Origin of the sequence: Vibrio sp. 10N.247.311.13 (assembly GCF_041467595.1) — a bacterium.
GTDB lineage: Bacteria > Pseudomonadota > Gammaproteobacteria > Enterobacterales > Vibrionaceae > Vibrio > Vibrio crassostreae_C.
The window spans coordinates 72,398-93,584 of the sequence record NZ_JBFSUX010000004.1; the positions used below are offsets into that span (position 1 = coordinate 72,398).

Annotated in this window: 17 protein-coding genes; 11 read left to right on the top strand and 6 right to left on the bottom strand. The window is 40.2% G+C overall.

Annotated elements, in window-relative coordinates:
* The first annotated feature begins 369 nt into the window (after nucleotides 1-369).
* Nucleotides 370-1,977 carry a BCCT family transporter gene (locus AB6E52_RS03015; RefSeq protein WP_102321318.1) on the top strand — a complete coding sequence of 536 codons (1,608 nt, stop codon included), beginning with the start codon at nucleotides 370-372 and terminating at the stop codon, nucleotides 1,975-1,977.
* Nucleotides 1,978-2,196: 219 nt separating this feature from the next.
* Here AB6E52_RS03015 and AB6E52_RS03020 read toward each other — a convergent pair whose 3' ends face one another.
* On the bottom strand, nucleotides 2,197-3,123 hold the full coding sequence (locus tag AB6E52_RS03020) for a M14 family metallocarboxypeptidase (protein ID WP_102321319.1): 927 nt from the start codon (nucleotides 3,121-3,123) through the stop codon (nucleotides 2,197-2,199).
* 174 nt (nucleotides 3,124-3,297) lie between these two features.
* Between AB6E52_RS03020 and AB6E52_RS03025 the strand changes: the two genes are divergently transcribed.
* The gene (locus tag AB6E52_RS03025; protein ID WP_102321320.1) at nucleotides 3,298-4,203 is read left to right on the top strand and encodes a DUF808 domain-containing protein; all 906 of its coding nucleotides are present in this window, start codon (nucleotides 3,298-3,300) and stop codon (nucleotides 4,201-4,203) included.
* Between the two features lie 117 nt (nucleotides 4,204-4,320).
* On the opposite strand, the gene pyrC is transcribed toward AB6E52_RS03025, so the two are convergent.
* From pyrC to AB6E52_RS03040, 3 genes are all read right to left on the bottom strand, one after another.
* A complete protein-coding gene (gene pyrC / locus AB6E52_RS03030; RefSeq protein ID WP_102321321.1) occupies nucleotides 4,321-5,349 on the bottom strand; it encodes a dihydroorotase in 1,029 nt (342 codons plus the stop codon).
* Nucleotides 5,350-5,541: 192 nt separating this feature from the next.
* A complete protein-coding gene (locus tag AB6E52_RS03035; protein WP_017059962.1) occupies nucleotides 5,542-5,700 on the bottom strand; it encodes a YqaE/Pmp3 family membrane protein in 159 nt (52 codons plus the stop codon).
* A 286-nt stretch (nucleotides 5,701-5,986) separates the two neighbouring features.
* Complete coding sequence (locus tag AB6E52_RS03040; RefSeq protein WP_372189942.1) at nucleotides 5,987-7,600, bottom strand: adhesion domain-containing protein; 1,614 nt, start codon at nucleotides 7,598-7,600, stop codon at nucleotides 5,987-5,989.
* Between the two features lie 818 nt (nucleotides 7,601-8,418).
* Between AB6E52_RS03040 and AB6E52_RS03045 the strand changes: the two genes are divergently transcribed.
* The 7 genes from AB6E52_RS03045 to AB6E52_RS03075 all read left to right on the top strand — a co-directional run bounded on the left by AB6E52_RS03045 (nucleotide 8,419) and on the right by AB6E52_RS03075 (nucleotide 15,680).
* Nucleotides 8,419-8,949, top strand: a complete 531-nt coding sequence (locus AB6E52_RS03045) for a hypothetical protein (RefSeq protein ID WP_102321323.1) — start codon at nucleotides 8,419-8,421, stop codon at nucleotides 8,947-8,949.
* A gap of 66 nt (nucleotides 8,950-9,015) precedes the next feature.
* On the top strand, nucleotides 9,016-9,543 hold the full coding sequence (locus AB6E52_RS03050) for a hypothetical protein (RefSeq protein ID WP_240800848.1): 528 nt from the start codon (nucleotides 9,016-9,018) through the stop codon (nucleotides 9,541-9,543).
* A complete protein-coding gene (locus AB6E52_RS03055; RefSeq protein ID WP_102321324.1) occupies nucleotides 9,543-12,344 on the top strand; it encodes a CS1-pili formation C-terminal domain-containing protein in 2,802 nt (933 codons plus the stop codon). Before AB6E52_RS03050 ends, AB6E52_RS03055 begins: the two co-directional genes overlap by 1 nt.
* A gap of 13 nt (nucleotides 12,345-12,357) precedes the next feature.
* Nucleotides 12,358-13,062, top strand: a complete 705-nt coding sequence (locus AB6E52_RS03060) for a hypothetical protein (protein ID WP_229648578.1) — start codon at nucleotides 12,358-12,360, stop codon at nucleotides 13,060-13,062.
* On the top strand, nucleotides 13,019-14,146 hold the full coding sequence (locus tag AB6E52_RS03065) for a hypothetical protein (protein WP_102321325.1): 1,128 nt from the start codon (nucleotides 13,019-13,021) through the stop codon (nucleotides 14,144-14,146). The genes AB6E52_RS03060 and AB6E52_RS03065 overlap by 44 nt, the downstream gene beginning before the upstream one ends.
* Nucleotides 14,143-14,883 (top strand): LysM peptidoglycan-binding domain-containing protein, encoded by a 741-nt coding sequence (locus tag AB6E52_RS03070; RefSeq protein WP_102321326.1) that lies wholly within the window; start codon nucleotides 14,143-14,145, stop codon nucleotides 14,881-14,883. The genes AB6E52_RS03065 and AB6E52_RS03070 overlap by 4 nt, the downstream gene beginning before the upstream one ends.
* A 533-nt stretch (nucleotides 14,884-15,416) precedes the next feature.
* Nucleotides 15,417-15,680: a hypothetical protein gene (locus AB6E52_RS03075; RefSeq protein WP_017062773.1), complete on the top strand. Its 264-nt coding sequence runs from the start codon at nucleotides 15,417-15,419 to the stop codon at nucleotides 15,678-15,680.
* 255 nt (nucleotides 15,681-15,935) lie between these two features.
* Here the strand turns inward: AB6E52_RS03075 and AB6E52_RS03080 are convergent, their stop codons facing one another.
* Nucleotides 15,936-16,946: a helix-turn-helix domain-containing protein gene (locus AB6E52_RS03080; RefSeq protein WP_102321327.1), complete on the bottom strand. Its 1,011-nt coding sequence runs from the start codon at nucleotides 16,944-16,946 to the stop codon at nucleotides 15,936-15,938.
* Nucleotides 16,947-17,042: 96 nt separating this feature from the next.
* The gene (locus tag AB6E52_RS03085; protein WP_102321328.1) at nucleotides 17,043-17,999 is read right to left on the bottom strand and encodes a helix-turn-helix domain-containing protein; all 957 of its coding nucleotides are present in this window, start codon (nucleotides 17,997-17,999) and stop codon (nucleotides 17,043-17,045) included.
* A gap of 269 nt (nucleotides 18,000-18,268) precedes the next feature.
* On the opposite strand from AB6E52_RS03085, the gene AB6E52_RS03090 reads away from it, so the two are divergent.
* Together AB6E52_RS03090 and AB6E52_RS03095 are read left to right on the top strand one after the other, a co-directional pair.
* The gene (locus AB6E52_RS03090) at nucleotides 18,269-19,033 is read left to right on the top strand and encodes an EAL domain-containing protein (RefSeq protein ID WP_017062770.1); all 765 of its coding nucleotides are present in this window, start codon (nucleotides 18,269-18,271) and stop codon (nucleotides 19,031-19,033) included.
* 209 nt (nucleotides 19,034-19,242) lie between these two features.
* A complete protein-coding gene (locus AB6E52_RS03095; RefSeq protein ID WP_102321329.1) occupies nucleotides 19,243-21,114 on the top strand; it encodes a hybrid-cluster NAD(P)-dependent oxidoreductase in 1,872 nt (623 codons plus the stop codon).
* Nucleotides 21,115-21,187 lie beyond the last annotated feature (73 nt).

The following is a 21,187-nucleotide window of genomic DNA, read 5'->3' on the forward strand; positions in this document are numbered from 1 at the left end:
AGAGCTATAAGTAAATTGGGTGATTATTAAAATTATCTGAAAAAAGTTTGGATGTGATTTTACGGTGCGTCATTTTAATTTAAATTGTTGTATTTGATGGTTTTTATTCTTTTATTTTATTCTGTTTTTATTGGGTTAACTATCACTATCAGCTCCGGTTTGGGTGACTATTGAGCTAAAACTCAGTCAAAATGCTTTGAGCTGTGCTATAATGCGCGCCTTGGGATTGAGCCAGTAAGTCCATTTGTCACTAACTATTGTGATTTTTATTGCCTTTTATTTAGGCGGTTCGGCGAGCCAATCAAGTAGTAATTGGATACGGAGAGCGTCCTTATATTCGTTGATTCGGATATGCGAACATCATAATTTATGAGTTTTAAATCAAAAAAATACAGTATTGATTCTACTGACTATCAAGTTGGTCAAGATAACGTCAGTAAATGGGGCATGGATGTCCATAACACAGTCTTCGTAGCCTCAGTAGGCTTATCTCTTCTCTTCATCATCACTCTTCTTGCTCTTCCTCCTGCAGATGCTAAAGCTGCAATTGATTCTATTAAGGGTGCTGTTCTATCAAAGTTTGACTTCCTGTTTATGTGGGGAGCTAACATCATGCTAGCGTTTGCTGTAGTTCTTGCTTTTTCACCGTTGGGTAAAATCCGTTTAGGTGGTGAAGACGCGACGGCGGACTATTCAATGTCATCTTGGATTGCGATGTTATTCGCAGCAGGTATGGGTATTGGACTTATCTTCTGGGGTGTTGCAGAGCCAACTGCGTTCTTCACTAACTGGTTCGGAACGCCATTAGACGCAGAACCTTTCACAGCCGCTGGTCGTGAACTGGCGCTAGGCGCAACCGTATTCCACTGGGGTTTTCATGCATGGGCTATCTATGGCATGACGGCGCTTTGTCTGGCGTACTTTGTTTATAACAAAGGCTTACCGCTATCAATGCGTTCTGTGTTTTACCCAATTCTGGGTGAACGTGTGTGGGGCAAAACTGGTGATGTAATCGATGTACTAACCGTACTGGTTACTCTGTTTGGCCTTGCGACTTCATTGGGCTTAGGTGGTACACAAGCAGCAAGTGGTATTAGCCACGTGTTCGGCTTGGAAAACAACATCTTCCTTCAGCAATCTATCATCGTTCTGATCATGGGCTTGGCGATCATCTCTGTACTACGTGGTATGGACGGTGGTGTTAAGTTCCTAAGTAACCTGAACATGGTTATTGCATTCATATTCCTTGGTCTTATCGCTGTATTGAACTTCACAACTGTGCTTGATTCAATGGCAACGGCGGCAACGGGCTATGTGAAAAATATCGTAGCTTTGAGCCAAAGCTCTGGCCGTGAAGACACAACATGGCTGCATGGCTGGACTGTATTCTACTGGGCATGGTGGGTTGCGTATGCACCATTCTTCGGTATGTTCGTAGCGCGTATTTCTAAGGGCCGTACGGTTCGTGAATTCCTACTTTGCGTATTGATTATCCCAACACTGGTAACGTCTGCTTGGATGTCTATCTTTGGTGGCGTGGCTATCGAGCAAGTGATCAGTCATGTGGGGCAACTTGGCCTCGACCAAGGCATCACAGACGTATCTCTAAGCTTGTTCTACATGCTAGACGCTTACCCGTTTGGTAGCATTCTATCGGTTATCGCTGTAGCACTGATCATCGTGTTCTTCGTTACAACACTAGACTCAGGTTCTATCGTTATCGATGGCATGACGGCGGGCGGTAAGCTTGAAGTTCCAGTTAAACAGAAAGTGGTTTGGGCGGTTATCTCAGGCGCTATCGCAATGGTGATGTTGTGGATTGGTGGTACTCAATCTATCCAAGCACTGCAATCGATCACAATCATTGCTGCACTGCCGTTTACGATCATTCTTCTGATTGGTTGTTTCAGCTTGTTGAAAGGTCTACTGACTGAAGTAGACAAAGGACAAACAAGCGTTAGCGAAACAGCGAAATAAAGTAGCTAAGCCGCTGAGTAAGTCATTAGTTAATTAACGACTTATTCCAGAGGAAGCGTTATTTCAAAGCTCTCTTGTACTGCAAGGGAGCTTTTTTATGCCTGATAAGAAATAATAGGTAAGAGAAAGAGACAAAAAAAGAGCCACAAGCGAATCGTCACTTGTGGCTCTTTTTAGTTTTAGGGCTTAGCTCTAGTGCACTAGCTACTAGCTATTAGTTTACGCGTTTAGTTCGTGTTGAATTACATAATCCAAAGCACCGACTACTGCAGCAACCTGAGCGTCATTACACTCTTCGTCTGTCACTTTGTCGCTGTCTGGGTAAACCTCTGTGGTTGTACCGTACTTACAATCAGTCACACCGCCACATAACCCAAGCTTCTTCATTGGGTAGTTAATCACACCATGTTGGGTAACTTCAGAACCAATGATCTTGCCGTCTGCATCTGCTGGCGCAATGTGCGTTACTTTTTCAACTGAAGCAATTACCGCCGCTTGGAACTCAGGCTGTGGATTTTCAGTATCGCCAACCGTGTAGAAACCGTCTGGGATCATGCCTTCGATGTACTCAATGCCATCACGAGCAGCAAGTGCCGGGCGGAATTCTGTCTCATCAGAATCTGTCGTTTCATGTAGATCAACGTGAACCAAGATTTCTGGTAAAGAAGCGACTAATGCACGTAGGTTTGCTGATTCTTCTGCTGGCGTACCGTCGTAGAAAGAGCGGTTTGGATCGACAGCATTTGGGTTCCAACGGTTGATCACTTCATAACCCCAAGGGCTCACACAAGGTGCAACAACAATGTTGAAGTGCGCAGTGTATTGTTCTGCTTGAGTGGCGGCGAACTTGATCGCGCCATGTACACCACTGGTTTCGTAACCGTGAACACCACCGGTGACCAGAATCGTTGGCTTTGATTCATCCCAGTTTTTGCTCTTGATTGCAAAAAGCGGGAAGCGAGCTTCGTCGTAGCTCAATGCACCGTATTGTTCGATGTCGAAGCGGTCTGCGAGTGCTTGGATTTTTGGCACAACTTCTTGTTGATATTCACGCTTAACCGTTCTTTGAGCGAACCATGCTTGACGTTCTGCTTGTTGCCATTTTTTTCCAGGCTCACCGATTGGGTAGGAGTATTCACTTTTCATCTATACTTCTTCTTTTATGTTCGTGAAAGATGAAGACAGACTAGTCCTGTCTAGCTGAGACGGCAATAGAAAACACAACTTGTGACTCTATTTTTTACAGACTCATAACTTTGATGAGTGGATTGATGGTGTTACATTTTATCAATTGTTTAATCCCTTAAAAGAGACCATAAAATGGCTGGAGCAAGTTTATTAACGCTACTGGATGACATTGCAACCGTGTTGGATGATGTCGCACTGATGTCTAAGGTGGCAGCTAAAAAAACCGCTGGCGTGTTGGGGGATGATTTAGCGCTGAACGCTCAGCAGGTATCCGGTGTTTCTGCTGAAAGAGAAATCCCAGTGGTATGGGCGGTTGCAAAAGGCTCATTTAAAAACAAGCTGATTTTGGTGCCCGCGGCATTATTGATCAGTGCCTTTATTCCTTGGCTGATCATGCCTTTGCTTTTGATTGGTGGTCTGTTTCTTTGTTTTGAAGGCGCAGAGAAAATCTTAGAGAAGCTGTTTCCTCATTCTCATCAAGATGATGAAAAGGGAGAGGATACGAGTACTGGCGAATCCATAGAGGAATATGAGAAGAGAAAGGTCGCAGGCGCGATTCGTACTGATTTCATATTATCTGCGGAAATCATCGTGATAGCTCTGGGTACCGTGACGGGTACAAGTATCGTCACTCAGATTCTTGTCGTGAGTTTGATTGCAGTTGTGATGACGATTGGTGTTTATGGCTTAGTTGCTGGGATCGTGAAGTTGGACGATTTAGGTTTCTATCTCCAGCGAACATCGAATGGGAGTACCATTAAAACTCAATTGGGTAACGGGCTAGTCGCGTTTGCGCCCAAGTTAATGAAGACGCTTGCTGTGGTCGGTACTGCGGCGATGTTCTTGGTTGGCGGAGGTATTGTGGTGCACAACGTTCCTGCGATTCATCACTTAATTGAGCCGATTATTATGGACTTCAGTGGGCATACGATTGCGACTGCGGTGGTACCAACGCTATTAAATGGTGTGATTGGGGTTTTATCTGGATTGATTGTCGTTGCTATTTGGACTGCTATCGGAAAAATTCGCGGTAAGTAATCGTTAAATTACTGCTGGGAATAAGACAGTCTTTCATCGAAACAAAAAAGGGTCACCATAATTACTATGGTGACCCTTTTCGCTAAATGGAGGGTGTTTATTTAACAGCCCAAGTGCTTATTTTACAGACCAAGCAATCGCCTCGCCGCCACGGATTGGCACAACGATGTCTGAACCGAAAGGCATCGTTTCAGCAACATTCCACTCTTCTTTAACGAGCGTAATTGTATCTGAGTTACGTGGCATGCCGTAGAAGTCTGGGCCATTGTGGCTCGCGAATGCTTCTAGGTTCTCAATCTTGCCTTCTAAATCGAATACTTCAGCGTACAGTTCAACCGCAGCGTGCGCTGTGTAAGAACCTGCACAACCACACGCTGACTCTTTTGCACCTTTAGCGTGTGGTGCAGAGTCTGTACCCAAGAAGAACTTCTTGCTGCCGCTTGTTGCCGCTTCGATAAGCGCTAATTGGTGCGTGTTGCGCTTTAGGATAGGAAGGCAGTAGAAGTGTGGCTTAATGCCGCCAACCAACATGTGGTTGCGGTTGTAAAGCAGGTGGTGAGCGGTGATAGTCGCAGCAACGTTGTCGTTCGCGTTCTTCACGAAAGTCGCAGCATCTGCAGTTGTGATGTGCTCTAGAACAATCTTCAGGTTAGGGAAGTCGTTCACAATCGGTGCAAGTACTGTGTCCAGGAACTGCTTCTCACGGTCAAAGATATCAACATCGTGAGTCGTTACTTCACCGTGTACCAAAAGTAGCATGCCAACTTCCTGCATTGCTTCTAGTACGTGGTAAATCTTTTGAGCAGAAGTTACGCCTGAATCAGAGTTTGTTGTTGCGCCAGCAGGGTATAGCTTCGCTGCTACAACAGCGCCAGATTCTTTCGCTTTACGAATTTCATCAGGTGTTGTGTTGTCTGTCAGGTAAAGTGCCATTAGAGGCTGGAATTGTTCACTTGGCTGCTCTGCCATGATGCGTTCACGGTAAGCAAGAGCCATTTCGGTATCGATTACCGGTGGGATCGTATTTGGCATGATTAACGCTCGACCATTGTAACGGCTGATATCGCGAACTGTATCTTTTAATACTTCGCCATCGCGTAGATGAACGTGCCAGTCGTCAGGACGAGTAATCGTAAGTTGTGTCATTGAAGGCTCCCACCATTTGAAGTGTTATGTAGTTGGAGCCTAAACTCAGCGAAATCTGTGAAAGCAATCGCTTACGTTTAGGCGACAGGATGATAGTGGAAAAGTACTTTCATTTCATCCTATTTTTAACTCTTCATGGCTAGGAGCTTGTTTTTATGGATATTTTATTCGGTATCTATTTGTTAATAAGGGTTAGCGGGTGGCTACCCACAGACCATGGATCATTCCTGGAACCCAGAAGAAGAAAGTAAGAATGATATTAATCACCAAATCTTTCCCGGCGCCGCGAGCGAAGAACACGCCAACAGGCGGAAGCAGTACACATAAGATGATAATGACGAGTTTGTTCATGATAAATCCTTTTTATTCAATGAAAGTTCAATGCGGTAAACGTGTTCATATTATAGAACGTCTCGAGAGTGTTACGGCATTGCTGCCTTAATGTACCAAAATAGAAAGCTAAACATCTCAAGATACTAGCCTAGTATCAAGTGTTTAATGCCTGCCAGTTCGACTAAAGTTAGATTGGATGTAATAGTGAGGTTTGAGTTGAAATTGTTTAAATTGAAACATAAATAGTGTGCAGTCTAGCGTTAAACTAGTTACGAATAACTAGTTTAACGCTAGCGTCTTAGGATTATTCGGTATCAACCCAAAGCTCTAATCCATTTAGGTAGCTGTCTCCTGTGGCCCTAAAGCCTGTTAACTGCTCATCTGCGGTTAGAGTATATTCATCGCTATAGTGACCTGAGTAAGATTTGCTACCACAGGTTAACAGTAAGCCACCAGATTTATTATATAGAAAGAGTCGAGACATATCGTTTCCAGACCCAAACTCTGTGGGTCCCCAGACAGCTCTAACTCTACCTATGTCAGCAACGTTTATTGTATGTTTGGCTCCGCCAGTGCCTCCAATATGAGCACCTCCTACCTGCGAGATAGAATCTACAATAAACCCACAGCCAAACGTCACTTGAGCATTGATACGAGTATCAAATAGATAATCATTACCAATGTCATCACCAAGGAATTTAACTGGATACCCTAGAGGTGTTGCATCGACGCAAGCAGCAAATCGAACACTCGAATTGGCATCATATGTACTAACAACTCTATCTGCCATGTTTACGGAATGATGATAGCTAGTTCCACTTGCTCCTTGGTTACTAGCCCAGTAGCTAACGTCAATTGGCCAGTTGTGATTAGTAAACAAACGGCCACTAGTATTGCCATCATCATATAGGCTTCGAAGTTCCGTCACCGTTGGCAATCGTGCTCCTCTAGCTTGGCACAAGTGATTAGCAGTGTGCCAATCGTGAGAAGCCGTGGTGATACCATTTAAAGCGGTAGTACCGTTACCAACTTGAGGTGTGGCGATGATTTCAGCATCTTTAGCATCTGCGTACATCAACGGTGGTAGGTAGATATTCCCTGAGACGATTGGCTCATATGGGTTACCGACGTAACCTTGCAAAATTCCTGTGGCATAGCCCCCTTTTCCATCAGACACAACATAGGACACAGATGTTTCTCCAGGTTGGGTACTAGTGAAATCAAACTCAGTATCATTGAAAAGATTACCATCGTTGTTGGCATCGTTTGGAATTAAGATGGTTGCACCAAAGCTGTATATGTCAACGAGATGAAGAGTATCACCGTCAGGGTCACTTATAAGATCCGCAACATTGAACCTTAATTGTTTACCATAAGGAATTTTAGCTACCTCGTCACCAGAGTCTGGATCTATATAACTGATTTTCCTACGAGATTCTGCTGTTGGTGCACTGTTTGTGTCTGTTGAGACCGCGATATCAATACTACCAGCTAACACACTTGAACCATCACTATAGCTATATAGGATGCGTTCTACGCCGCTTGGTATGCCATCTCCTGGGGTGTAATCAATCGTATTAGTTGATGTGTTTGCAATAGCAGTTGAATTTGTCGCATCACCATTAGGCAATGTAACCGTGGTTGCTAATGCATATGTGCTTGTGTCTAGAGAGTACCCCGCGTTCCCAAGCTCTTTAGCGATATCTATTTGTACAGATGTGAAAGAGGAGGTTAGTCCTGAAATCGGTGTAAGTTGCTCAGTTGACTCACCGACAGCCGCACGAACTGTCGCTTCAGCAAAACCATCTCCTGATGTTGCTGAAGTAGCGCTAATACGCGCCTCTCCATGGTTACTATGGGAGCTCATAGCGATGTCAGAAGGTAGCGCAGCGCCAACTCGATAGCGGTAGTCGCACACTTTTGCACTTTGAGCGCTAATGGTGAAGCCATTGGCATTTTGGGATACAACATTACAATCATAGCTATTATTCAAAGACGTAACTGTCGTTAATGTAACTGACGAATCATCAGATGACTCCATATTATTCGACAAATCAACAAAAAAGGTATTTGTGGGAGTGCTTTGACGAATTACATCCTGAGCATAGTAAAGGGTATCTCCTGATGTTGGAGATTCGGGTTTGGAGTTAGTAGTCGCTTCGTCGCTAGATGCACCACACCCAAACAGCGCCAATGATATCGCTACTGACAGGGAAAATTTATGAAAAGGTGCGTATGTACTTATTCTCATCATGTATTTAATACTCATTAGTGAATGTTATGGGAATTAAGCAAAGAGAGCACAGCCCATTATTTATTTGCGTATTCTAACAAGGCTAAATCACTTTAAATTAGCACGAGCTAGTATCTGGCACTGGTGAGTGCCTAGTTGACAGCTGGCGCTATTAGCAATGATATAAGTTAAAACTCAAACTGTTATACGTCTCTAGTATTTATATTGAAGTGGGGTTGTTCATGTGAATAACTACTTTTATAAGATAAGACCGAAGGTGGGATCTAATACCAGTTACTAAATTAGCGAATGAGTAACCTAAGGAATTAAATGCCTAGGTTATTTTTTAGGTGAATGGTTTTCTTGCTCAAATATCCACTAGGCATATCGGAAGGTCACTTTTCTTTACTTGCTAACCAAAACGTTTATTCATTGCATATCATACACCCGAAGTTAGCAAGGGGCTAACTAATCATATTATGAATATATCGAAGGAAATAAAAGTGAAAAAACTAACACTTATTACACTGCTATCTGCAATTACATCTGTTCCAGCTTTTTCTGCACCTGGCGATACCTCTATTGGTTCTGTAGTATTCAGCGGCTTTGTTCCTGGTTTTGTATCCAACGGTGACATCCTTGTTACTGGTGCGGGCGGTAGTGAAGACCCTGCTTCTTTTGTTGGTACGTTACAGGTGAACGCTGACGGTACGTTCGCAACGACTAAAGCAGTTGTTTTGGAAGCGCATGACTACACGGGGGCTGTGCTTGGGGCTTTAACTCCAGCTAACTGGACGGTATCACAAGTAAATGTGCTTCCAGCTTCAATGGGTGAAGTACAGCCTAACATTGTCGTCGGCGATAACCTTTCAGCGACGGAACTTACTGCAGCTGACTACTTAGCTTCAACTCAACTTTCAGCAGGCGATACGATTCAACTGTATGTTGCTAACGATACAGCACACTCAACTCCAGATGATATTGCTGGTACAGAAGTTATCGTTAACGTTGATATGATTGCAACTTTGCCATAAGAAAAAATCTCATTATTTGATAGGCACTTAATTAATTAAGTGCCTTGTTTTTCGAGGCTGATGAAAATGAATATCTATATAAATTATTTCTTTCTATTATTGCTTGTTATTTTTAGTTTCAATAGCTTTGGCTATGAAAGCTATTCATTTCCAGTAAATACACAAATAAATAGAGCGAATTTGTATGACTATTCTATAAATGTAGATTTATCTGATGAGTTTATTGCACTGAAGTATGATGGTGAGAACGAAACCTTTCTAAATGGGCGTTTTTATTCTTATATTAGAACGAATATACCAACAAGCTCTGGGGATTCGTTTGAATACAGTTATAACATATCAGAGTTCACTTCTAAATGTGTTTTCAACGATAGCGGTGAGACTATGTATGATGATTTTGTCGATCTCTATATCGATAGAAAACATTACTCTGATATTTCAGATATACCAAACTTTGAATTTAATAATATTAAAAATACTGAATATGAAAACTCTACCAATGAATTTGAATTAGTGACAAATAAAAATATACCGAGTGATGAGCCATTAGATTGCAATGGTCGTATTACGTTCAATGTGGAGCTTCAACTATAATGTTTATTAGACTTTGGTTTGGTTTAAACTTAATTATCATATTTTTCTTGGCCATAATATATAGTTCAAAATCCGTCGCAAATATTCCAGATGGATTTGAAGATATGTTTGAAGAGAAGTTGATAAGAATGCCACTAATTCTCTCGGCTGATAACAACAAATTATTCTATTCGGAAGCTTTCATCTCGGGTGATGAAGTAAGAATTCCCACTTCACAAAAACAACTTGTAGCACAAGCATTGGCGAATGAACTTGGTATTGAGAAAGATGTTAGCGATGCGATGGCAACAACACTGGTAAATGGGGTTGAATCGAGCCTAGATTGTAAAGGTTATCGAAGTGAATGTGGTCTACTACCTGATTTATATGATTTTGTTTATGTGCCAGATAGCCAATCATTGATTATTCATGTTAACTCACAATTCTTAACTGAGATAATAGAAGAGTCAGAAATAAAATTTGTAAAAGAAGAGATCGATCAAAACGCAATCATTATGTCACATGGTTTGAATCTATCTGGTTCTTATAGCGACAACACTGATTATACATCGTCTTATTCTTATCAACATGAAAATTATGCAGGTTTTGGCAAGTATGGCTATTTGCATAATGATCTAAACTTTAGTGATGTCAATGGTTTCAGTTCGGATGACTCATCGTATAACTATGTTGGTGGTAATACTCGTTTCTCTGTCGGGTATAAATACCAAGAACGCCCTTGGAATAGTACTCAGTTTTTAGAAAATGGCAGCAAAACTTCTGGTTACATGTTGTCGATTGGATCGACGAGAGAGCTAGTAAAAAAATCATCTTCTAATTCTAGACGAGTATATTTGAACATTTCAAGAGCTGGTCGACTAGAAATTAATGATGATAGAGGCCGTGTTCTATTAAGTCGTAATGTGGATGCAGGGCAAGAATACTTTGACTATAACGAGCTACCATTTGGTACTTATACTGCGACAATTCGAATATTTGATGGCAGTGAAGAGTTTTACACAGAAGATAGGTTGATAGTCAATACAAGCTCTTCGTCGATTAAAACCGGCGAACTAGATTATCATATTACAGCCGGTTATTTATCAAGAGACCTGACGAATACGGGACTAGAGGACGATTTTGACCAGAAATCCATCAACTTTGCTTATGATAATTATGAAAGTCCAATGTTCACCAATGGGAAATTGAGCTATCAAGTTACGGATTTTTTTGCACTGGGTGCAGGTTCGTTTATTACAGGGGAAGATAATTATAATTATGTTGGTGGTCACTTATCTTTAGGGGAAGTGTCCAGAATATCGGCAGTAACAGGATTATTTGACGATGGATCTAGTTTTTATAATTTTGATGTGGGGATTTATAACTTAAGTGTATCTTACACAAAATTTGACAGTGAAAATGATAATAGTATTGGAGATATTAGTTTGTCTCAACTTTTATTCAGTAACTCGAACTATACGTCATTATCAGTAAATTACAACAAGTACTTAACGAGAAATATATCATCATATATATCGGGTATATTAACAAAAAACCAATATAAAGATTTTAGTAATGGTTATAATAATGAATCAGAAAGTTGGTCTGCAAGAAGTGGCGTGCAGATATCATCATTACCACTTGACTCAAAGGTGAACTTAGAGTTATCAGCAAGTGAATCGAGCGATATAAATTATGGTGTTATGGCCTCAATAATTATTCCAATAGGCCAGGAAAACACATACACACATAGTACACAAGCACAAATAGATGATAGTGGTGATGTTGCGCTATCGCATAGAGATACAGTCTCAAGTAGTCTAATTAACAGAAACAATCTAAATGTATCAAGCTCTGCGGGACTTTATTATCAAGATTCTACTGAAGACCAAAGCAGTGCCGATTTATCATTGTCTGCAAATTATAAGAATAAATATATTGACTCAAACTCTTATACCTATATCAATTCAAGTAGCAATACAAGTGTTTCTGCATATATTGGTACAAGTAATATCGTAACTTCTCAAGGAATAGAGTTTACGAGTGAAAAGTCATCTTCTTATTTTATTTCGAATAATGATACAGGGGAACTGTCTTCGGATGGAAAATTCTTGGCGGTAGTTAACTCCGAGCAGAATGGAAAACAAAGCAATGCTTATGTTAGTGGAGATGCTTTGACGGTATATCCATTAAAAGAGTTCTATGAATATGAATTCAAGCTTGATACGGAAGCCTCTGATTTTTACAACAATGGTGAGTCTTATACGTCGGCTACTAGTTATCCAGGAACTGTTATCCGTTTGGATACGTCGTTGTCTGAGTTGAAATCATTTATATCGACGTTTAGTGATATAAATGGAAATCCAATAGACGGAGTTGAATGTATCGGTGGAGGTTGTGTTTCTACTGACAAGCTTGTTGAAGGTGTGTATCAATTTAAGGTGAAAGATAAACAACCTTACAAAATTATATCTAAGGAAAACCAATGTGTAATACCGGAGTTATCATCGGTTAATAATTTGAATTTAGGTAATAACTTCTGTATGCCATCATTCGAAGAAAATAGTGAAGGTTATCAGATAGCCCTAGTTGATGGTGTTTATTATTACTACTTAGGGCAATACAAGGATAGTAATATTGTATTGAACTATCAGAACAAACTGAACAACTCAGGTGTTGAAATTATAAACAAAAAGCTTGGCGGTTATTTGTATATATTCGCTAAGTCTCCTGAGCAACTAACTACGGCAAACAAACTGTATGTTGATGAACTCATTAATTATGCAGTTCATATGGAGATGACGCCATATGCTTATAACTAACATAGAGAAAATTATGCAACGTGTAATATTTACTTCGATACTATTAATGACGACCTCTTTTAGCCATGCATTTAGCATAGATAAAATGCTTCTTATAGCTGGAGAAGATGGTAATGGAGTTTTTACTCTGACTAGTTCGAAAACTGAACCTGAATATATAAAAGGTAACGTTAGCCAAGTAAAGGTTGAAAACGGAGAGTTAGAAAAGGTAGAGCTAACAAAAGATAATTTACCTTTATGGGATCTTGCGCTATTACCCAATAAACTGATATTAAATCCGGGGGAAAGACGTCGTGTATCAGTAAAGAATTTATGTCAGGTTAATTGTGATGATTTAGAGAAGGACAAAGTTTATCAAGTGACTTTCATGCCTAGCGTTATCGATGGAGATAAAAAAGAAAGTATAATTGGTATTAATTATGGTTATGCTCCTTATTATATTGTACCTGCAAAAAATACTAATGTTGACTACAAAGTTAAATATAACGGTTCAGAAGTTTATGTGGAAAATAATGGTAACACATTTTTCTACATACAGTTTGATAACTGTAAACCGAATTCTGTTAGTAACAAATGTAAACAAACTAATACAATACTATCTGGTCGAAAGAAAACCATAAAATTAGCAGAAGGCCTGCAAAATGTCGATTCGTTATCCGTTAAGGTAGCCAACCATGATTACAGTTATAACAAAAATATCACTATTAAAAAGAAATAGCCTAATTAGTATAGCGCTATTATTCACGGCTTTAGATAGTAGCCATGCTGCAGATGTATACGGAACGATTACAGCAAACAACTCTGTGGTTTGGAACAATGCGGCGCCAAATAGTTATTTCGGTAGTGAAGCTATATCTCCATCTGCATGGACGATAGCGCAAGAGCAACCAACGGCAGAGTGGTATCCCGCAACGATGGATAACCAACCCGTTAATAACGTTAGCTTTGTTAATCATTCTACAGGCGAAAGTTTTAACACCAGCCTGGAGTTGTTAGGCGTTGAGTATAATTTGGGTAGCTCGGCTAGTTATTTCACATCAAAAGACTACGGGTCAAATGTGGGAATGGGAGTTGCCAATGAGTGTGCAGCTACAAATATAAGTGGTTCGAGTGCGAAAGTGGGCCAAGAGTCGACTTTGTGTGTGTCGCGAATGGGTTACACAGCAACAAGCCGAATAGAGCCTTTTAAGTTTTATCGACCTGCTTTCGCTTTGCCTAATATCAGTAATGATGTGTTCGCAGCCCCTGTTGGATCTGGAACTTTTACGGCATCAATTAACCTTTCACCCACTTACTTTTTTACAAGTCAAACCGGTACGATGACTTATACCAGAGTGCCGGAGACGTTAATTATCACGATTGATTATCAAGCTGCGATCCTTGAATCATTAACGGTACTTGGAGACGGGAATATTGAACCCCAGTATGATACTGCAACAAAAAGGATCTCTGGTACAACGAGGTATGATGTTAGCTTGTTAGGGACTTTACCTACAGGCGTTATTATGACATTTAGCCCTACGTCAGGTGACTATGAGCTTACAAATATTGATAACTCGCTAGAAAAGATACCCTACACAATCACGTGTGCCATTGGCTGCGAAAGCCCTGACAAGGTGATTGTCCAAGACGGAGTACTTAATACCGTATCTTTTCCTGATTCAGAAGTGATTACAGTGAATGGAGAAGGTAGTAACAAAGTTGATGTAGCATACGATGTTAGTTTTGATGTCGATGGAAATGCACTCAGTTCAGGTAATTACCAAGGGTCGTTTAATGTTGTTTATGAGGTGAACCTGTGAACCGACTAATTAATAATATTTTTTTTATGTTTCTAGTACTAACCAGCGGTGCAGCGGTTGCTGAGAAGCCAACTGCTCATATTTTGGGGGTAGGGGCAAACTATGGCTATAATTTTGATGGAGATATGTTTGAGAATTCTCAATCTATTTATTTTCTCTACCAATATAACCGACTTCAATTGAATCTAGGTATCAAACATTATAAATTATTAGATGATTCTGAGTACATACCTGATTTTGGTTTGCTTTATAGTATACATGATGGAGAAGAAATTGATTTAAAGGTTGGAGTCGGATTTGAAGATAAATATCCAACAATAGAGTACCTTGCTGAGTATGCTTTGAATGAATATTTCGGTGCGAGTATCGCACTTAATCAAACGTTGAATGATGATTTTGGGCAAAATCAACGAGAAGCCGTGGTTGGATTATCTTATTATTTCAATGACAGCAAGCGTAAGATTGAGTCTGACCAAGTTGAACCTCGCCCTTCGTCACTTGAAATTACGAAAGCTCCGGATTGCACATCTGACCCAACTGATACGGACTGTGACTTCGATACTATGTCTAACAGTATATCCGAAGTTGCTGTTAAGCCGACATTACCTTATGTCGTACAAGAAGGTGATTGGTTATATGAACTACGTAGAAAGTTCGGCTTCGATTTAGAAGAGATCATTGAGAGTAATGATATTGAAAATCCTGATTTGATCATTCCTGGCCAAGTATTAGAATAAGCTCTTACCGGTAACCTGATCAATATTAAAGTATTACTAGACCTATTTCTTATAAGGTATGGTGATGCTTTTTTTTTGCACTCGATTAAATCTGTCTAACTATTCATCTATGATCTTACATAGCTTACGTTGATGTGAATAATCAAGTGTTGCCAAGAATCATGGTTTACATACCAGATCTTAGGTTCAGGTATTAAATATTACGAAGTTAGATAAAATTTAATTCTCTTAATGTAAAACCATTAAACTACTATGAAGACTTGCAAGATATGTATTAGCGTTTTACTCTTCGGTCTCTCCCTAAGGTTTAACTGCCATCAAATCGCTAACCAGTGCATAATATGCATAAGTCTGGTGAATTGATGTGGTCGTATCCATGCTATATCATGATCGTTATGAATGGACTTTTCTGAACAAATTAATGTTTACAAATCTAACATCACGGATGCAAGAGTGGCTGGTAGGCATTAGACTTCTTTTTCCCTGCGAATAAGCTAAACTCTCATATGTAACCAATTACATTTGAGGTGTTTATGAAGTCGTTTGTCAATATTAAGGTCGTTTTATGTTCGTTTTTATTTTTTGCAACCTCAGCGATTGCTTCTATTAGTGCTGATGATGTCACGTTTTCAGGCCGAGTCGATGGAGATATACGAGCAATTTATTCTGACAAAAGTCTAACGAATGTGGATGGCATGCAAAACACGAAAGCTGTAAGAGGCATGACTCAGAGCAGTTATGTAACATTACTAAACAATGAAGTAGATGATGTAATTGTTCGTGAGGTTGACATGTAGTCAAGCGAACATAGCATATTAGATTCTAACTTTTTACCATATGCTTTAATACTCAATCGCTTAATTACATAGTATATAGATTGTACTGATAATTTAAGTGGGAAAATAATGAGGTATATTGGTTCAATAATATCGAATACGAATGTCAAAACTGTAGAGCTGTGTTTTGAAAGATTGAAGCAAGCAGGAGTTCATCCATCAGAACTATCTTTCGATGGATTGGTACTCCTGTTAATGTGCGCGGAAAGAGACCGCTTAGCAACACTGAGAGCTAATTGAGCATGGGTTTGAACAGGTTTGACAGCCTGTAAGCAAGTTCAAGAACTCGGGTTGAGTAAATAGCTGGCTTGTTTTTATGTGCATTAAAGCTTTAGAATAATAGTGTTTACCAATTTTGATTGCACCGTTGGTTGATTTTTTCTCGTACGAAACAACAGAAAATCCCATTTTTTCGAGTACTTCTGCTGAGCTCTTTATAGCAACTGTTGTGTAGTAGTCGGTAATGTTAGCGTGTTTTGCTAGAAACCTGAATTCTCTATTTAATTGTAGACGAAAAGGTCGCTCGTACAGCGAATGATGGCTCACCGCAAAATAAGCTAATTTTCGTCTTTTATTATAAGGAACGGTTTTTCTTAAATCTATTTCATCAATCGACTTTTGAGAAAGTGTTTCAATTTCGGAGATCATACCTTCAGTCGTGAATATAGTGCCTATGTTATGTCCTAATAGCTCCCCTGTGACGCTGTCGACATATTTATAGGCAATGAAACGTTTTTCATTGCAATATTTTAAAAAATCGATTTTATAGAGTCCATGCTTAATATTCTCATCAGAGGTTTTCTCATGAAAAACAAGTACAGAATTTACAATCTCACTATCATTAGAATTTCCAATCGGATATTCACAAACAGGATTGTGTTCGATCATCGATGTTGACTGATAATTTGCTCTGGCGATCAAGTTATTTAAACTACGGTATTTCTCTTCCATCAGAGTATTGAATTGATCAACTCTATTTTTAGAACTAGGGTCTTGATGTTGTAAATGACTAACTTTAGATAGATAAGGCTCAAGATCGTTGGTAAATTCTCGCAAAACACGAATACTACGGCTAAGAGTTGGTTTAGTTGTTCCTCTTTCCCATCGACTAAGTGTAACGGTATCAATGTTCGATAGATCTCCTCCGAGTAAGTTGAGCTTTGTAGCTGCTTGACTTTGTGTTAGTTCATTCGCGATTCGATATTTTTTTAAGTATTCGCCAAACACAGTAGTTTTCTCCAATCTTTTGCATAAGGCGAAGTATTATTATGTGTAGAAACTTAAGATGGTAGGCATCTTAATTTAAAGTCTGTTTGGCTATGCCTAATGATTTTTGATTGAGTATTGGTTATCCCACTGGGTTGTTTTTATGAGGGTTATTATTTCGGGTTGAGAAAGAAGTGTCGCTGTATCAATTTCGTATAAGCAATGTTCGAATGAGCGGTTGCCTAATTTAAAACCTCCTTTTTCTGACTCAATATCAAATGCTATTTTCTTAAATCCAAGTTGCTCTAAAATTTGTCCGATTTCAGGCCATGCACTAAAGAAATAATAACGTTGAACATTTGAATAGTGAATTAGGTTTATAAATTGAGAAACTAACATACATCGAAATATCTGGAAGTTAGAAGAGTAACGATTATAATTACAAACCGATAACTTAGTCGAATTTTTATAACTGACAGATTTTGTCAGGTCGATATCAATGATTTTTGAATGAGTAACTTTGTCAAAATAGTCACTTTCGAATATAAAACTAATTGAGTGACCTACCAACTGCCCGCTTTCTGTTATAAATCTTTTTAAAATAGCTCGTTTGTTTTGTTGGTAGTCATATAGATTAATGTCGAAAAAACCCTTCGGTGTATGGATGGCTGTTTCGTAAAAGATTTTAAGGCTAGATAGTATCTTGTCATCATCTTTCAAAAGAAGTGGCATCTCAGTAATTAAAGTTGATTGTGGCTCTTGTGGCTCTTCATAACTTAATGATGAAAGCTTCGTTACCCTGTTATTAAAACGAAGTTGTTCAACCTCGTCTAGTAGCTTTGTTTCGTTTGGATTAGGTATTAATTCATAAAAGTCACTCAGGTCAACCTGTAAACAACGCAAGATTCTTAGGCATTTTGCAAGTGTTGGTTTGGTTTTTCCTCGTTCCCAACGACTGAGAGTTACCACGTCTACAGAGCGAAACTCTTCATTTGCAAGGTTTAACTTAACAGCAAGCTCACTCTGAGTAAGACCTAGTGAGACTCTCAATTCCTTTAAATAGTCACCAAACATACATTATCCCTAAGCGTAATTTGATCTAATTGAAGTATAGTCATCTATGATGGTTTATGGCGTTTTTAATAACCTATCTAAATGTAACAGACTCGAGATTACCGTTTTGAAACGGCATTGTGTATTTGTACAGGAGTTCGTTTAACTACTTATGCAGTTTGTCTTCACGGTTAAGAAGTAGGCATGTAAAGCTACATATGATTTGTTCATGCTAATCCTTGCTAGTTATTGATCTGTAGTATGGATTAATCACAAAAAGAGGTTTGTTTATGAATACGAATATGTTGTCTGAAAATTTACAAGCCGAAGCACTTATTGACGATGTTAATCAGGGATTGTTTTATCCTGTTTTTCAACCGATAACTAATGGCAATGGAACTGTCGGTGCTGAGGTTTTGTTACGTTGGGAAAAAGGGCACGATGTTGAATCGTCAATTCGCTGTCTGTTAGACTCTAAGAAGATTGCATGGTTTACTCAAATATTCTTGTTAAGAGTGTCCGAGGAATTATTGTCTCAGAAGAAAATGATTGATTTTCTGACTATTAATATCTCCCCTGATCACGTTTTAAGTTTCACTTTTCTACGTGATATTTCCCCAATTTGGCAAGCATGTAATAAGTTGGGTATAACCTTATGGATTGAGCTTACTGAGAATGAACAATACCCGGTTGGCATTGACGAGAAAAGGATGATGTCCCAGTTTGGAGTATGTCGTGGTCTTGGAATTAAAATCGCGATAGATGACTATGGCAGTGGTTATAACACTGGTGAAGCACTGATTAGGGTTGTTAAACCGAACATAGTGAAAATAGATCGGTCGTTAATGAGAAACCGGAGTGATAATTCGACCTTTTGGGAGCGTCTTAGATTTTTAGCTCGGAAGTATCAGATTGAATTGTTATCTGAAGGTATAGAAAACCATGAAGATTTACGTTTTGCACAATCGCAGGGCATAGATTATTTTCAGGGCTATCACTTAGGCAAACCTGGCTCATTGAGTCAATTGTCGAAACAAGGTGCAGCATATTGCTGATCTACTTAAAAATAGCGTGAATAAATTCGGGTTACTTTTAGTGTGTAAAGCATCATCGTTAGTTTCAAGAGTTTTAGGTTTGCCGGAACATAATGCCATTCTATTAGTTTAATCATGCCTACTTAGTATCAAGTGTTTAATGCCTGCCAGTTTATCTATTTATAACCATTTGTTAGCATTGGGACAAACAACAAAACATTGGAATCGTTATGTCGCAGTCACCTTTGGATCAAAAGGCTTTGGAGCAAGAGCTTTCAGGTCAACAGCCCTCCTTATCTCAAATTAATGTGTTTCCGGTTAAATCAGTAGGTGGGATTGCACTCTCTTCTGCTTGGGTCGAAAAACAGGGCCTTACCTTCGACAGACGTTTTATGTTGGCCTTGGCTGACGGCTCAATGGTGACGGCGCGTAAGTACCCTAAAATGGTCAATGTGTCTTCTAGCTTGCAGCCAGACGGTTTGATTTTTACTTACGAAGGCAAAGAACCGCTGCGCCTAAAATATGCAAACTTCAAGATGCAAGAAGCGCCTGCAACAGTGTGGAAAGATAGCTTCACTGCGTATACCACCAACGACGAGGCGGATGATTGGTTCAGTGATGTGTTGGGCGTGCGCGTTGAGCTACTGTTTTCTGGCGAGCAATCGAATCGTGTTCGTGAAAAGCTCGGTCACAATGTGAGTTTTGCTGACGGTTACCCAATGTTAGTGATCAGCCAAGCCTCTCTTGATGAACTCAATCGCCGCAGCCCTGAAACCCATTCAATGGATCAGTTCCGCACCAATTTTGTCGTCTCAAACACTGAAGCGTTTGCTGAAGATGGTTGGAAGCGCATTCGAATTGGTGAGGTTGAATTCGAAGCGGTGAAGCCTTGTGAGCGCTGTATCCTAACGACAGTCGATGTTGAGAGCGGCGAATTCAGAGCAACAAAAGAGCCACTCAATACCTTTTCTACGTTCAGAGCCAATGAACGTGGTGGCGTTTTCTTTGGTCAGAACCTTGTGGCGAAAAATGAAGGTCTGGTGAAAGCGGGTGACGTTGTTGAGGTACTTGAAACCAAAGAGAAAGAACATTACGAAGACTCTTGGGTCGAGTCACTGCACTTAACTTGCGTCGAGCGTGAAGAGATCGCTCGCGACTTCACAACCTTTTGGCTAGAGCCAGCGAAAGAGAACAATTTATTACCAAGCTATCAGCCGGGGCAGCATCTACCGATTGAAATGGTGATTAATGGCGAGAAAGTGTCTCGTCGTTACACGTTATCTTCTAGCCCTTCACGCGCAGGTCGTTTGGCGATTTCCGTGAAGCGAGTGGACGATGGTCAAATCTCAAACTGGCTCAATGATCACTTCCAAGTCGGTGACACGCTAGTTGCTCAGAATCCAGATGGCGCATTCTACTTAGAAGATAACCCAACACATCCATTACTGCTGTTATCAGCGGGAAGCGGCATCACCCCTATGTTGTCGATGCTTCGTTACTTAGCCGACCATGGTCAGATTGATGATGTGGTGTTCTATCACCAATGCAGCAGTGAAGAAGATATCCCTTATCAAGCTGAGATTGATAAGATCGCTCGCGAACATGCTGGTCTAAGTGTGATTTATTCACTAAGCCAACCAACGAAAGAGTGGGATGGTTTGTCAGGTCGTTTGAGTGTGTCTCATGTCGCCAAAATTGAGGACCTTCATAAGCGCCAAGCATTCGTGTGTGGCCCTGACGGCTTTATGGATAATGCCAAGAAATTGCTGATTCAAATGGGGCTGAATCCTCAGCATTATCATCAAGAAGCGTTTGGTGTTGCTCAATCAACGGAAGAAGCGGTGAAGCAACTGCAGTTGAGCGTTAACGGCTACCTGTTCGAAGGCAACAACCAATCAACACTACTAGAGCAAGCTGAGTCGGCAGGTGTGTCTATCGCATCAAGCTGTCGCGCGGGTTTCTGTGGTGCTTGTAAAGTGACCCTTGAGTCTGGGCAAGTTCATCAACCTGATGTACCGGCGTTGCAAGATCATGAACGCAACATGGGGCAAATACTGGCGTGTTGCAGTGTGCCTCAAACTGATATCGAAGTTGTAGACTAACTCGGTAGGTCGGAAGGCCAGAAAGAAAAGCACATTGAATAGAAAAGGCCAGAAGTTCACTGAAATGAACTTC

Excerpts from the sequence above, each read along its gene's own strand:
- AB6E52_RS03090 (WP_017062770.1), top strand. The coding sequence starts at position 18,269 with ATGAATACGAATATGTTGTCTGAAAATTTACAAGCCGAAGCACTTATT.
- AB6E52_RS03065 (WP_102321325.1), top strand. The coding sequence starts at position 13,019 with ATGATTACAGTTATAACAAAAATATCACTATTAAAAAGAAATAGCCTA.
- AB6E52_RS03075 (WP_017062773.1), top strand. The coding sequence starts at position 15,417 with ATGAAGTCGTTTGTCAATATTAAGGTCGTTTTATGTTCGTTTTTATTT.
- AB6E52_RS03015 (WP_102321318.1), top strand. The coding sequence starts at position 370 with ATGAGTTTTAAATCAAAAAAATACAGTATTGATTCTACTGACTATCAA.
- AB6E52_RS03055 (WP_102321324.1), top strand. The coding sequence starts at position 9,543 with ATGTTTATTAGACTTTGGTTTGGTTTAAACTTAATTATCATATTTTTC.
- AB6E52_RS03085 (WP_102321328.1), bottom strand. The coding sequence starts at position 17,999 with ATGTTTGGTGACTATTTAAAGGAATTGAGAGTCTCACTAGGTCTTACT.
- pyrC (WP_102321321.1), bottom strand. The coding sequence starts at position 5,349 with ATGACACAACTTACGATTACTCGTCCTGACGACTGGCACGTTCATCTA.
- AB6E52_RS03060 (WP_229648578.1), top strand. The coding sequence starts at position 12,358 with ATGCAACGTGTAATATTTACTTCGATACTATTAATGACGACCTCTTTT.
- AB6E52_RS03035 (WP_017059962.1), bottom strand. The coding sequence starts at position 5,700 with ATGAACAAACTCGTCATTATCATCTTATGTGTACTGCTTCCGCCTGTT.
- AB6E52_RS03050 (WP_240800848.1), top strand. The coding sequence starts at position 9,016 with ATGAATATCTATATAAATTATTTCTTTCTATTATTGCTTGTTATTTTT.
- AB6E52_RS03020 (WP_102321319.1), bottom strand. The coding sequence starts at position 3,123 with ATGAAAAGTGAATACTCCTACCCAATCGGTGAGCCTGGAAAAAAATGG.
- AB6E52_RS03095 (WP_102321329.1), top strand. The coding sequence starts at position 19,243 with ATGTCGCAGTCACCTTTGGATCAAAAGGCTTTGGAGCAAGAGCTTTCA.
- AB6E52_RS03025 (WP_102321320.1), top strand. The coding sequence starts at position 3,298 with ATGGCTGGAGCAAGTTTATTAACGCTACTGGATGACATTGCAACCGTG.